At 37.9% G+C, this 13,705-nt stretch carries 14 protein-coding genes and 1 pseudogene; 6 read left to right on the top strand and 9 right to left on the bottom strand.

Translation table 11 applies throughout. The annotated features are described in order from the left end of the window. Positions 1 to 74: 74 nt before the first annotated feature. Entirely contained in the window at positions 75 to 230 is a 156-nt protein-coding gene (locus AC6CH1_RS06720) for a uroporphyrinogen-III decarboxylase (protein ID WP_251688014.1), read from the top strand. Positions 231 to 293: 63 nt separating this feature from the next. Here the strand turns inward: AC6CH1_RS06720 and AC6CH1_RS06715 are convergent, their stop codons facing one another. Continuing rightward, positions 294 to 2,135 carry a DNA ligase D gene (locus tag AC6CH1_RS06715; protein ID WP_498316719.1) on the bottom strand — a complete coding sequence of 614 codons (1,842 nt, stop codon included), beginning with the start codon at positions 2,133 to 2,135 and terminating at the stop codon, positions 294 to 296. Between the two features lie 102 nt (positions 2,136 to 2,237). Between AC6CH1_RS06715 and ku the strand changes: the two genes are divergently transcribed. Continuing rightward, positions 2,238 to 3,062, top strand: a complete 825-nt coding sequence (gene ku / locus AC6CH1_RS06710; RefSeq protein WP_498316718.1) for a non-homologous end joining protein Ku — start codon at positions 2,238 to 2,240, stop codon at positions 3,060 to 3,062. Between the two features lie 43 nt (positions 3,063 to 3,105). Here ku and AC6CH1_RS06705 read toward each other — a convergent pair whose 3' ends face one another. Beyond that, complete coding sequence (locus AC6CH1_RS06705) at positions 3,106 to 3,669, bottom strand: glutathione peroxidase (RefSeq protein WP_251688020.1); 564 nt, start codon at positions 3,667 to 3,669, stop codon at positions 3,106 to 3,108. A gap of 343 nt (positions 3,670 to 4,012) precedes the next feature. Between AC6CH1_RS06705 and AC6CH1_RS06700 the strand changes: the two genes are divergently transcribed. After that, positions 4,013 to 5,254: an erythromycin esterase family protein gene (locus tag AC6CH1_RS06700; RefSeq protein WP_498316717.1), complete on the top strand. Its 1,242-nt coding sequence runs from the start codon at positions 4,013 to 4,015 to the stop codon at positions 5,252 to 5,254. 78 nt (positions 5,255 to 5,332) lie between these two features. Here AC6CH1_RS06700 and AC6CH1_RS06695 read toward each other — a convergent pair whose 3' ends face one another. Then, the gene (locus AC6CH1_RS06695) at positions 5,333 to 5,704 is read right to left on the bottom strand and encodes a VOC family protein (protein WP_427709975.1); all 372 of its coding nucleotides are present in this window, start codon (positions 5,702 to 5,704) and stop codon (positions 5,333 to 5,335) included. A gap of 171 nt (positions 5,705 to 5,875) precedes the next feature. Between AC6CH1_RS06695 and aac(6') the strand changes: the two are divergent. Both aac(6') and AC6CH1_RS06685 read left to right on the top strand, forming a co-directional pair. After that, positions 5,876 to 6,310: pseudogene (gene aac(6'), locus AC6CH1_RS06690) on the top strand (aminoglycoside 6'-N-acetyltransferase). Positions 6,311 to 6,325: 15 nt separating this feature from the next. Continuing rightward, positions 6,326 to 6,766, top strand: a complete 441-nt coding sequence (locus AC6CH1_RS06685) for a GNAT family N-acetyltransferase (RefSeq protein WP_427709977.1) — start codon at positions 6,326 to 6,328, stop codon at positions 6,764 to 6,766. Positions 6,767 to 6,826: 60 nt separating this feature from the next. On the opposite strand, the gene AC6CH1_RS06680 is transcribed toward AC6CH1_RS06685, so the two are convergent. The 6 genes from AC6CH1_RS06680 to AC6CH1_RS06655 all read right to left on the bottom strand — a co-directional run bounded on the left by AC6CH1_RS06680 (position 6,827) and on the right by AC6CH1_RS06655 (position 12,118). Next, entirely contained in the window at positions 6,827 to 7,336 is a 510-nt protein-coding gene (locus AC6CH1_RS06680) for a YfiT family bacillithiol transferase (protein ID WP_498316714.1), read from the bottom strand. A 30-nt stretch (positions 7,337 to 7,366) separates the two neighbouring features. Beyond that, positions 7,367 to 8,887, bottom strand: a complete 1,521-nt coding sequence (scpC, locus tag AC6CH1_RS06675; protein ID WP_251688032.1) for a succinyl-CoA:acetate CoA-transferase ScpC — start codon at positions 8,885 to 8,887, stop codon at positions 7,367 to 7,369. Between the two features lie 382 nt (positions 8,888 to 9,269). Beyond that, the gene (locus tag AC6CH1_RS06670) at positions 9,270 to 9,809 is read right to left on the bottom strand and encodes an NADPH-dependent FMN reductase (RefSeq protein WP_498316712.1); all 540 of its coding nucleotides are present in this window, start codon (positions 9,807 to 9,809) and stop codon (positions 9,270 to 9,272) included. Positions 9,810 to 9,998: 189 nt separating this feature from the next. After that, positions 9,999 to 10,310, bottom strand: coding sequence for an ArsR/SmtB family transcription factor (locus AC6CH1_RS06665; RefSeq protein ID WP_079528762.1), 312 nt, complete (start codon positions 10,308 to 10,310; stop codon positions 9,999 to 10,001). Between the two features lie 42 nt (positions 10,311 to 10,352). Continuing rightward, the gene (locus tag AC6CH1_RS06660) at positions 10,353 to 11,309 is read right to left on the bottom strand and encodes a cation diffusion facilitator family transporter (protein WP_498316710.1); all 957 of its coding nucleotides are present in this window, start codon (positions 11,307 to 11,309) and stop codon (positions 10,353 to 10,355) included. 263 nt (positions 11,310 to 11,572) lie between these two features. After that, a complete protein-coding gene (locus tag AC6CH1_RS06655) occupies positions 11,573 to 12,118 on the bottom strand; it encodes a TetR/AcrR family transcriptional regulator (RefSeq protein ID WP_498316708.1) in 546 nt (181 codons plus the stop codon). A gap of 159 nt (positions 12,119 to 12,277) precedes the next feature. Between AC6CH1_RS06655 and AC6CH1_RS06650 the strand changes: the two genes are divergently transcribed. Further along, positions 12,278 to 13,678, top strand: a complete 1,401-nt coding sequence (locus tag AC6CH1_RS06650) for a DHA2 family efflux MFS transporter permease subunit (protein WP_498316707.1) — start codon at positions 12,278 to 12,280, stop codon at positions 13,676 to 13,678. Positions 13,679 to 13,705: the final 27 nt, after the last annotated feature.

Here is a 13,705-nt window from a genome sequence, read left to right as displayed (position 1 = left end):
ACCAATAACATACAATATGGATAAATATAAATTAACTTTTCATACTAAAGCTAAACTGTAAAGGATGTGCTTTTGTGAAAGATACGAAATTTGCGGAACTGGATATGAATAAACTCGATGCAATTAAACAACTGGAGCAAAAATTAAATGTAACACTGATTGCGTATGAGCTCTCCCCGGCTCATCAAGCCCATCATGAGGACGCTCCAATAGTGATCAATCCTTCCTAACATGCAAAAGCCTTCGCATAATTTGCGAAAGGCTTTTTTTAAAGTTGACTGCTTGCGCTGCAACTATACTTGCTTTCCTTTTATTTGCTCAAGAACAGCTTGGAATGACTGACGCTCACCTGCTTCCCTAAACTCTCTAAATGGATTGCCTATGCTCTCTAAACGCTTTATTACATTTGGAATTGTGAAAAAATCGGGCGTTAATTTTTCGTTTACTTCTTCCCATAACAACGGTGTGGCGATTAGTCCTTTATCATTGCCGCGTGCTGAATATGGTGCGATAATCGTTTTTCCTTCCCTATGCTGGACATAATCCAAATACAGCCTTTTCCCTCTGTTTTTCTTCATTCGTTCGACTGTAAAGGAATCAGGATATTGCTGTGCCAGGAATCTGCATATGAACTCCGTAAATACACCCGTTTTTTCATAGGAGAACTTGTGAGGCGGCAATGGGATATAAATTTGCATACCTTTTCCGCCTGACGTTTTAACAAAGCTTGTCAGTTCAAAATAATCCATTATCGTTTTGAACTTCAGTGCAGCATCTACTGCCAATCCAAAGTCATCAACGGACGGTGGATCCAAATCAAATACAATTTCAGTCGGCTGCTTGGAAGTGACCGGCTGAAATGGAATATGCAATTCCAATGCGAGCTGATTGCCCAACCACAAAAGTGATTCAATATTGTTACATAAAATGAAATGGGTATCGTCTACTAACTGCGTCGTAATATAATCCGGCAAATTTTCGGTATAGTTTTTCTGGTAAAAGCTTTCTCCTGGAACTCCGTGAGGATAACGGATGACCGTCAATAACCGGTCCTGCAGAAAAGGCAGCATTATCGGCGCAACTGTCTGCAAATAATACAAATAATCATCCTTCGTAATATTGCTTGCAGGAAAAACCGGTTTATCCGGACTTGTGACTGTTACATTTTCCGGAATCGGGTTTAATTGTCTTTGCATTTGCTGCCAGTTACAATCTGAAACTTCCAGATGATGTTGGAAAGAATGAAAGCGCGGTTCTCTCAATTTACTGCCGTCAAAATCAATACAAGCAACGGTTACGCAAATTGAAGGAGGAATTTCAAATATACTTTTCGTCACCAGCGTACCATTTGTTTTAAAAAATGCGACCAATGTTTTGCTTTCTTCTTCAGATAAACCATGCTTAAACGACACAATCTCCATAAGCTTATCTTCTTTATATATTGCACCATTTAAGAAACCGTTTGACTGATCAAATTTTGTAAGAATGACATTTACGTGCTTCCAGTTTTTTATTTTCAGCCAGCTTTTCGTTCTCGTATCTTCCAGCCATTTGCTGTTGCGCTTCTTTGCTATTATCCCTTCCCCATTATAGGTCTTTACTTTTTGCCAAAGTAAATGCGGATTTTCAAATACATCGATCATTTGGAGTCTTCTTGAATCGCTATATTGAACAGTTCCAGGTAAATTGAGACGTTCAAAAAAGTCGGATAGTAATTGTTTTCTTGTTGTTAACCGGCTATTCCCCTTATCTTTCCCTTTTAATTTCAGCAAATCAAACACAATATAATGGCATGGAAATGTATTTGCGTTCGATTCAATATTTTTTAGGTTGGTCATTTTGCCCCGCTTTTGCACAAACGAGAATTTACTTTGAAAATCGTTTAGTAAGTAAACGACTTCCCCGTCAAAGGTAAGCGGTAAATAAGCTTCGATTTTGTCATAAATACTTTCACAGTAACGAATAATTTCAGGGAATTTTTCATTTAAAACGTTTCCATTTCGGCTTTTCAGTAATGGTGATTGATTACCTTTTTCCCAAATTAAAACAGAACGATAACCGTCATATTTAGTTTCATATAACCAATCATCACCTAACGGAATTTCAGGTGCATCGGTTAATAACATTGGTTTCACATATTGGCCAACTTTCGTTTTTCAATTATCCTTTGTTTTTTTTCGCAGACAATACATAAATTAAATTTTTAGTCCCATAGTAAGGAAAAATGAGGTGACAACATGCATACTGTCTGGAAAGGTAGTATTAGTTTTGGCTTAGTGAATATTCCGGTAAAACTTCATGCGGCAACTGAAAATAAAGACGTCAAACTTCGGCAGCTCCATAAGGAATGTCATACACCAATCAGCTACAAAAAGGTTTGTGAAGGGTGTCAGGCAGAAGTGAAAGATGAAGATATCGTAAAGGCGTACGAGTATACAAAGAACAAATTCGTTGTTTTGGATGAAGAGGACTTGGAAAATTTGCGAAAAGAAAATGAGGATAAATCAGTAGAGATTATAGATTTTGTGAAGCTTGAAGAAATCGACCCGATTTATTTTGAAAAAACGTACTATTTATCCCCTGATAATACAGGTGGAAAAGCGTATGTACTGTTACGTAAAACGTTGGAGGAATCTGGTAAAATTGGGGTGGCTAAAATTACGATTCGGTCTAAAGAGCAATTGGCCATTGTCCGTGTTTACAAAAATACGCTCGTTATGGAAATCATTCATTTCCCGGATGAAGTGCGAGATGTCGCAGATGTACCGAATATACCGAGTGTCGAAGCAGTCGTTCAAAAGGAACTAGATACGGCCCTTATGCTTGTTGAACAATTGACAACCGAGTTCGATCCGACCAAATACACAGATGATTACCGGACAGCACTTATGCAGCTGATAGAGGAAAAGAAAGCGGAAAGTACAGTTGTGGCAAACGAAAGACGACCGTTGCCTGATAATGTGACCGATTTAATGTCCGCATTACAAGCTTCACTTGATAAAACGAAGAAGCCGAAAACGAGAAAACGTACAACAACTACAAGGACGAAGAAAAATGCTTAGAATAAAGCCCATTTCCAACAAAGAAATGGGCTATATATATATTCTATTTTACAGCAGCAGTTTCCAACAGCCCTTCAATCGCCTTTTCGATATCCAAGAAGGAAGCATCCGGCTCAAAACGTTGGATGACACGGCCGTTACGGTCTACTAGGAACTTTGTGAAATTCCAGCGAATATTGCGGCCGATTAAGTAATCCGGATAATTCGTTTGAATTGTATTGTATAAATGTTTTTGCTGCATTGTCTCACGAACAAATTCCGGACAATCAACTTCGTGTTTTAAATAGTTGAATAGTGGATGAGTTTCATTACCATTCACTTCGATTTTATCAAACACTGGATATGTAACACCGAACTGAAGCTTGCACTGTCTTGCAGACGTTTCCCCGTCTTCCGGATTCTGTTCGCCAAATTGGTTGCATGGAAATGAAAGTACTGTGAACCCTTTATCTGCATAGCGTTCATATAACTTTTGCATGTCTTCATATTGGAATGTAAATCCGCAATTGCTTGCCGTATTCACAACCAACATTACTTGATTACGATAAGTTTCCATTGAAAGAATCTCACCGTTTGTTTTTTTCACTAAATAATTATAAATGCTCATTAAGTCATTCTCCCTACAATATATAGTATAAAACTATCATATTATAAAAATCACTAAAGTACAAAATTACTAACCCGAAAGTTATAAAAAGATTACGATTGTCTTCATTATGTAAAAATGAGCAAAATTAAAGGCGCATAGGATTCACGAGGAATCATGCGCCAAATCATTCGATGGCTAACCGACCATCATTAAAAGTATCACCGCTTAAATCTACTTTTATACATAATAATTTAAAAATAAATTGGTTTTTCATCATTGTTCCAGAGTAAATTACACACAGCGGGGTATTCATATGAGTAGCACGGGAAAGATAACGTTGTATGAAAGGAGCGAATAAAACATGCCAAGAAAACTGGTAGCTGCAATAAAAGAGCATGCACTTCCCTTTAACGAAAAAAGTTTAAATCAAATCGTTAAATCGATTGGAAATGCCAAAATTGTGATGATCGGTGAAGCTTCACATGGTACTTCGGAGTTCTACACAGTCCGCGCCGAGCTAACGAAACTGCTGATTAATCAAAAAGGATTCAATATTATTGCGGTAGAAGGAGATTGGCCGTCTGCACAGGCAGTGAACCGCTATGTAAAAGGTTATGAAGAGGATGATGTAAATGCCGCTGCAATTTTGAAGGAATCTTTTAATCGATGGCCGCAATGGATGTGGGCAAATGAAGAAGTAGAACAATTTGTAGAATGGCTAAAGGATAAAAATAATACTTTGAGCACTAAAGTCGGGTTTTATGGGATTGATTTATACAGTCTCTTTGAATCGATGGATGAAGTGATACAATTTTTATCTAAAAACCCTAAGTACAAAGCCGATTTTGAGCACGCAAAGAAGGCATTTTCCTGCTTTGAACCTTACAACAGAATGCCCGAACATTATGCCCTTTCCACTGCTCAATTTACGGATGAATGTGTCCGTGAAGTAACAGATTTGCTGAAATCACTGCGAAATAACAAGGAACAGTACTCGAATAAACATGAGGAAGATTTAAATGTCATGATGAATGCGCTTGTCGCGAAAAATGCTGAAACGTATTACCGCGAAATGATGCAGGATGCAATCTCATGGAATACACGCGATTCACATATGGTGGAAGCGATCAATGAATTATTGAAGTATCACGGGGATGATGCAAAAATCATTATTTGGGAACATAATACACATATCGGAGATGCATCCGCCACAAGTATGAAAGAAGATCAGATGATCAACGTCGGTCAACTTATTCGTGAACAATATGGAATGGACAATACTTTTGCGATCGGCTTCGGGACGTATGAAGGTACGGTCATCGCTGCTGACAGCTGGGGAGATCCTTTGCAAATAATCCAAGTTCCCTCTTCCAAACTCAACACATGGGAAGGACAGCTCCACGCAGCTGGCGGACAAGATAAAATACTGATTTTTACTGATGAGAATCGGAAATTATTCAATGATCGGATTGGCCATCGTGCAATTGGTGTTGTCTATCACCCTGAATATGAAGCGTATGGGAATTATGTTCCGTCAAACGTTGGTTCAAGGTACGATGCCTTTATTTATATTGAACAGACAAAAGCATTAAAGCCATTATAAAGTAAGCCTACGTTTATCGTATGGCTTGCTATTTTAGGTTCAAATATCTAATTATGTTTTCTTCTTACTTATCTAAAATCACCAGTGAACTTGTAGTTTATTACCATTTGGATCATAAAAGTGGAAAAAGGCATGACCATTATCTTCTTTTATCTCCTCTACCTTAACTTTATTTTCAATTAAGTGTTGATAAAATTTGAATAGTTCAGGACTGGTAAAGCCAATACTGAATTCTTGTTTATTATCGATTGTAAAATGTGAAAATGTTTCATCTTCAGTAGGAACTAAAATCAGTAAGAACGATCCTTCATTTATTTTTAAAATTGCTCTTTCCTGAGTATTGTTTAGTATATGGAACCCTAATACATCTCTATACCATTGTGCAGATAATTCCAGATGTTTTACAGGAATTCGAATATAGTGTACTTGTTCAATAAATGATTTACTCAAAGCGATTTCTCTCCTTTATTTTATCAGCTACATAAAAGATTTCCATTTCTACTTGCATTTTCCCTTCCTATTATTGAATTAACTAGTCTTTTAATTCCGTATAACCACTATTCACTTCCATTTTATTCTATAATAGCAAATATACTCATCTCTATAAAACAGGAGGAACTTATGATTAACGAAGCGACACTGAACCAAGCAACTGCAGCAGCTCAACTTGCTTTACTCCTTTGGCCAGGCAATGATTTACATGAATTCGTACAGAACATGGAAGACGTTATTACCAATCCGAACAGTACCGTTTTCTTAGCATTTGATGATGAAAAAGCGATTTGATTTGCACAATGTCAGCTCCGGTTTGATTATGTGGAAGGAACACATTCTAGTCCGGTTGGTTATTTGGAAGGCTTATATGTCGATGAGTCCTACCGCAGACTGCATTTTGCGCAAGATTTAGTGCAAGCGTGTGAACAGTGGGCTAAAACAAAAGGATGCACAGAGTTTGCAAGCGACTGTGAATTGTCTAATGTAGATAGTTTAAACGTTCATCTTAAACTAGGCTTTACAGAGGCAAATCGCATTATATGCTTTACAAAAAAACTATAAAGGGAGCAATTAATTGTGGAGTTTAAAAGAATAGTAGCAGCTGATTTAGCAACATGCGCAGCAACATTTAGAAAAGTATTTAATGCAGAGCCATGGAATGATAACTGGAATGATGATAGTGCATTTCAGTATTTATCCGATTACTACCATACTCCGAACTTTCTAGGCGTAATTGCTATTGAGCATGGTGAACTGCTTGGCTTTATAATGGGTGTGCAGCGGAAATGGTATAGTGGCGATGAATATTTCATCCATGAAATGTGCGTCGATCAGACATTGCAAAATAAAGGTATTGGTAAAGCGATGCTGAACTATTTAGAAATCCAGCTGAAAGAGAAATCAGTAGAATCGATGACACTGCTCACAAACCGAAATATACCGGCAGAACAATTTTATAAAAATAATGGTTTTGAAGAAATTGAACGACTCGTCTTTTTATACAAGGAGATAAAATAGTACGTTTCCATTAAAAAATTGGCTTACCTATTCGGGTAAGCCAATTCGATAAAAATCAGATTAATTTTCAAGCGCTATTTTAATATGAGCGAAATGATGCTCCTCATGCCATGCCAATTTTGCAACTTTTGCGGCAACTGTGACCGGCCCGTTTGTTTCATGGGTAAATTCCCGCTTCAACTGGTCTTCAGTTAAACGTTGCCCTAACGAAACGATGCGCTCGTTAATACCTTCAAGCATTTTAATCGAGCTTTCTACAGGTAAGTCATTGTCTGGCAGAACTGCCCACTTTTCTTCATTAAACCCCGGTACTGTCGGATTGTCGTCCGTTAGCGCCAGCTTCAGTCGCTGATAAATGTTCAGCTGTGAATCGGCAATATGGTGTACAAGCTGACGAACATTCCATGCACCTTCACGGTAAGTTTTATTTAACTGCTCTTCATTTAATGAATCGACAACTTCTCTTAAACGTGTCGTAAATGATTCCGTTTGTTGTAACCATTCCTTTACATTGTCAAGTGTCACCTGTTCAGGTACTTGCAATGGACCAATTGGAAATCTTACATCCATGTTAAAACGCCACCTTTATCGATTTACTCATTAGTGTTTAATTTTGTCGTCTTCAAATAACATTGTCCCATTCTCTTTTAAATTGTTATGGAATGAGAATGCTTTTTCAAGGATATGCGGTGTTTGGCCGCCTACTTTTTCTTTTGCCTCTTCGAAATAAGCACGTAACTGTTCTTTATATTTCGGGTGTGCAATTTCAATCAATTTCTCTGCTCGCTTCACTGGTGGAAGTCCACGAAGATCCGCATAGCCTTGCTCTGTTACGATGACATCGACATCGTGTTCTGTATGGTCAATATGTGAAACGAACGGAACAATTGTTGAAATAGCCCCGTTTTTCGCTAATGAAGATGTTACGAAAATTGTAATGCGCGCATTACGTGCAAAGTCACCAGAACCGCCAATACCGTTCATAATCTTTGTGCCGTTAACATGTGTTGAGTTGACGTTACCGTAAATGTCGACTTCAATTGCTGTGTTAAATGAAATAACACCTAAGCGACGAATTACTTCCGGATTATTCGAAATTTCCTGTGGGCGGAACATAATTTTATCTTTGTACTTTTCCAAGTCTTCCGCTAGTGAGTCCACACGCTTTTTGGAAAGTGAGAATGCTGTACCTGCAGCGAATTTAACAATACCCGCATCGATCAGGTCAAACACACCATCCTGCAGTACTTCCGAGAATACTTCAAGATCTTTAAATTGAGACTTTTGCATGCCGTTTAATACGGCATTTGCTACCGAACCAACACCTGATTGAAGCGGTGCTAATGATTCAGGTAAATTCCCTACTTCCACTTCATTTGCCAGGAATGCTAATAAATTATCGGCAATCTTCTGTGTTTCCTCGTTTGGCTCGAATAATGGTGAAGGGATATCCGGCTGCTCCGATAAAACAATTCCTTTTACTTTTGCAGGGTCTACTTTAATTCCGATTTCACCAATTCGGTCCCCTGTGTTATAGATAGGAATTTCTTTACGCTCGCCTTGTGCTTTCTGAACATAAATATCATGAAGCCCTTCATATGCTTTTGGGGCAGTTGTATTAATTTCGATAATGACATTTTCAGCTTTTTCTACAAAGATCGGTGAGTTCCCTACAGAACCTGTTGGAATTACTAGGCCGTCTTCTGTAATTGCTGCTGCTTCAATGATTGCATAGTCAATTTTACCAAGTGAACCTTTACGAACTTCTTCCGCTGTATGTGATAAATGCTGATCAATATAGAAAATTTCTCCGTTATTGATTTTACCGCGCATAATCGCATTTCCTTGATAAGGTACACGTAAGTTGATGATTCCTGCTTCTGCCATTGATTGGTCAGCAGTTGGCCCTAATGATGCACCAGTATAAAGATTTACTTTGAAATTTTCTTGCTCTCCTCGTTTAGAAAGTGCAAGCGGAAATTCTTTTGGCTCTCCGAAAAGCGTAAAACCACTCATACCCAGATTCATGCCGTCTTCAATCCAAGACGCAGCTTCCTCCGCTGATACAACTTTGTTTAAAAACGCTTCATTTCTGATGAATTGACTTAAATCTTTTCCCATTAACAATCACCCCAAAATAGTATTTTTAGTTCGTTGTTACGATGAATTTCTGTAAATCCATATAGCCAATTAAAAAATCCGTTACACCTTATTTTTTAACCGCCTTATCTACATTGTAATGAGAGATTCGTCTTTCGTCCATTAGATACTTCCTATAATTTTGATAGAAAAAAACTATAGTAAATAAAAAAGCGGATTTAGGGAGTTTTCTTTCACTTAAAAACCTGCTTTTTCGCAACATTAATCTATTGACAAAACGCTGTTCCCGGACCTTTCACGCTTCATCTTACGCTCGAAGTTCCTATTATTGTGTTAATATTGTCATATAAACTCATTTCATAAAAAAACACCTCTTCTTTAAAAAAAAGAGATGCCAATAATATTAAAACAGTCTCATCCATTCCAGGAAGTTTGCAATGACGCCATCTAAAAATGCGATTGTCACTTCATCTGTCAGCTGTCCTTGCGCATCGATTTTTTCATGAACGGCCCCAATATACACTTCATTACCAGGTAAAACCGGTGAATTTAAGCCGATTGCAAATAAAATATCGCGTAAATGCATTTGAGCTTTGACAGAACCTAACATTCCCATTGATGACCCCATGATTATAGATGGTTTGCCGTTCATTACCTTGTCCACACGGCTTAGCCAGTCAATTGCATTTCCCAGAACACCGGGTATTGTGGCGTTGTATTCAGGTGTTATCCAAAGAACTGCATCTGCTTCTTTTACTTTTGCCTTAAAATTACGTACAGCTTCGGGAGCTTCCATTTCGATATCCTGGTTGTACATTGGTAGAGGTGCAAGGTCGAGAATTTCCAAGTTGAATTGATCTGCATAACGGCCCTGAATATATTTTGCGATTTTTAGATTGTATGATTCTTTGCGGATACTTCCTACAATTGCTACAACTTTCATATTGAAAAAAACCTCCATTATTATAGATTTAATCGATAGTCTTGCTTCGGCCTTAACCTTAAATGGGCAATGATTTTAGTTTACGACTTCCGTTTATAGATATACCCAACATCCTAAAGTGACGAAACCAAATAAAAAACACGTAAAAGTTTATCAAAAAACTTTTGCGTGTTGCTGGTTTTTATTTACTTAATGATGGGCATGATCAATTGCCTGATGAAGCAAGTTGATAACATGGTCATCTGCGCTTGTATAGTACAATGTCGTCCCTTCACGCCTGAACTTTACTAAACGCAAGTTCTTCAAAAAACGCAATTGGTGGGAAACCGCCGACTGATTTAAATCAAGCTTTTCCGCAATGTCATTTACCGAATGTTCTTCACAGCATAACATGTTTAAAATACGGATACGTGTTGGATCGCTTAACGCTTTGAACGTTTGCGACACGACAAACAATGTTTCTTCATCCAATTCATGTTGGGTTCTTTTTTCCATTGTCATACGATTAAACACTCTTTTCTCCTATACGCCAGGCGTAATTGATTAATGATGATGGTGGTGGTGATGCTGATGGCTTATATCCTGCTTTGCTGTACAATAAACCGAACGATCATGCTGATGCGTATTTGTCTCTACCTGAATCGTCACATGCTGAATATTTTGATGAAGTAAATCATGTTCGACTTTATCTAAAAGTTGCTCGCTTTCTTTAATCGTCAAGTCGTCATTTACAACAACGTGGCAAGACAAGGCATTTAATCCGCTCGTGATCGTCCAGATGTGCAAGTCATGAAGCGCTGTTATTTCATCATACTTTTCAATCGTTTGAATAATTTCTTCGACAGTTACATCCTGAGGTGTACCTTCCATTAAGATATGCAATGAAGCTTTCGTTAAATGATATCCGCTACGTAACACAAGTGCAGCTACAAAAACGCTGGCTAATGGATCCGCCCATCCCCAATCAAAGAACAGGATAAGTAAAGCGGCAACAATGGCACCGATTGAACCGATCATATCGCTGATTACGTGCAAGTACGCGCCTCTCATATTTAAATTATCTTTCGTATCTGCCCCGCGCATCATAATCCACGCAACTAAAATATTAACCGCCAATCCGATACTGCTGATGATGAGCATTCCGGTTGAAGCAACTTCAGGAGGATTCATAAATCGCCCAATGGCTTCGTAAAAAATAAACAGGGCAATGATAATTAATGTCAGGCCATTCAGTGTGGCCGCTAAAATTTCGATACGTTTGTAGCCAAATGTTTTACTGGCATTTGCTACTTTTTGCGCAAAAATAATAGCCATTAATGCAATTCCAAGTGACACGGCGTCACTTAACATATGCCCTGCATCAGACAGCAGCGCAAGACTGTTCGTCAGCACCCCACCAATCGCTTCGACAATCATAAATCCGGTAATAATTAAAAAGGATATGAAAAGGACTTTCTTGTTCGTACTATGTGAATGATGGTGATGATGGTGCTCTCCCATTTAAAACGCCCCCATTTATCTTTTATATATGAACATATACTCATATATTAACATATTACGAATTCAGAAAATTGTCAATTACATACGCCCGTATATGGCGAGCATCACTCATAAAAGTAGTTGTGACTAAACAGGTTTTACCGAAAATCAGCAATTAAGAACTTAAAAACGCTCGGGTTTATTCCAAGTGAATAACTGCCGACTTTACCTCTCATGTTCTCAATTTCGTATAAGTTATAGTTTAGTTGCAAGGAGCAGCTAAACTATCTTCTGTACATGAGGTGAATCTGGTCTGCAATATATCCAGCAGTAAAATGCCCGCCTCCTTTCAACCACCAAGAAATCACGCCAACAATGGAAGCTGCTTTTATATGGCTGTCAACAAGGGAATTCGATGTAACCCGGTCACTGTTCAGCCTTCTTGTATCAATTAATTGCTTCATCAATTGAAATAGCACTTTCTCAAATTGTTCAAACTGGAAAAGTAATCGTAAAGCATGTCTTTGTGAGGCTAAATAATTGAGCAGCTCAACTAAATGTTCCTTTTCATTTAACAAATGAATATGGTTTAAATCCGTTATTTTTTCTGTTACTTCATTAAAAATCTCCTTTGTTAAATCTTCCAGCAAATGATTAATATCTTCATAGTGCAAATAAAATGTTGTACGATTTAACGTAGCTTGCTTTGTTACTTTTTGTACAGATAACTGGTTGAGCATAACCCCTTCGTTTAAAAGTTTAAATACCGCTCTCTTCAACATTTCTTTCGTACGAATTGTACGAGGATCCATTTTCTTCATTTTTATCATTCCTGTCTATTAAACGCTACTATATCTACATATTTTACTGATTTGTCGATTAGTCTACAGTTCGTGATTTATTGTTTATAGTCAAATGCTTGTTTTACTTGTTATGATACTTATTAGACAGATTGTCTATAAAGTTATCGTAGCGTAAGGAGTTTTAAAATGCAAAACGATTTATCTGAACAAACAAGAAAAATATTGCTGATTGTCATGATCGCAGGCTGTTTCTTCTCCACTTTAAATCAGACGTTACTCAATGTTGCTTTAAGTGATTTAATGACCACCTTTTCAGTTGCGCCTACGACAATCCAATGGCTGGCAACCGGATTTATGCTCGTAAACGGAATTTTAGTTCCAATTACTGCTTTTTTAATGAAGCGATTTTCAACACGTCAACTGTTTATTAGTGCAATGCTATTTTTATTAGCTGGTTCTGTTGTCGCAGCATGTGCCATGAACTTCAGCATGCTTTTAACAGGGCGTATGATTCAGGCTGTAGGTGCCGGCATTATTTTACCTTTAATGATGACCGTAATCGTCTACTTGTTCCCTGAAGAAAGACGGGGCGCGATTATGGGACGAGTGGGATTTGCAATTATATTTGCACCTGCCATTGCTCCGACGCTTGCCGGATTTATTATTGATTATTTATCATGGCGCTGGCTGTTTATCAGTTTAATTCCTTTCATCGTTATTATTATTGGCTTAGCGTATAAATACTTGATGAATGTAAATGACGGCGCAAAATTAAAAATTGACTTGATCAGCTTACTTTACTCAACTTTCGGCTTTGGTTTCTTGTTGTTCGGCTTTAGTAGTGCCGGAAGTCGCGGATGGGATGATGGGGTTATTTTAACAACGATTGGTGCGGGATTGATCATTATCTTTCTGTTTTGCCAACGTCAACTGTCTTCACAGGATCCTTTACTGAATATATCGGTATTCCGTTATAAAATGTATTCCATGACGACAATTATTAATGTCGTAATTACGATCATCATGTATGCAGACTTGATTTTACTTCCGATGTATTTACAGGATGGGCGAGGATTTTCCGCATTGGATGCAGGGTTGCTGCTGCTTCCCGGTGCGATTATTAATGCACTATTGTCACCAGTTACAGGAAAACTTTTTGATAAATATGGTGCGAAACCATTATTTATTTTCGGGTTACTATTAATCGCGATTTCAATGTGGCTTGTTATTGACCTATCTTCAACAACTATGTATGTATATATTTTATTACGTACTATTGTTTTGCGGATCGGGTTAGCGTTCATTACAATGCCTTTAAATACAGCTGCGCTTAATGCGATTCCGAGAGAACTGGCATCACACGGGTCTGCAGTGAATAATACAATAAGGCAACTCGCAGGGGCAATCGGAACAGCTGTTATCGTAACCGTATATTCTCTGCAGTTAACTGACTCTTCCGTACTGGCAAATGAAAGTTATGCAAATGCGGCAAGCTCAACGTATTTCTATATGTTCTTATTAACGATCATCGCCTTTATCATCGTACTTTTCGTTCCAAAGCATAAACGAAAAATACCCACTCAATAAGCAAACTAAAAACTGGTGAACCTCCGC

The sequence above is a fragment of the Solibacillus sp. GQ1 genome (assembly GCF_059758555.1).
This window is presented reverse-complemented; position numbering and strand designations above follow the sequence as displayed.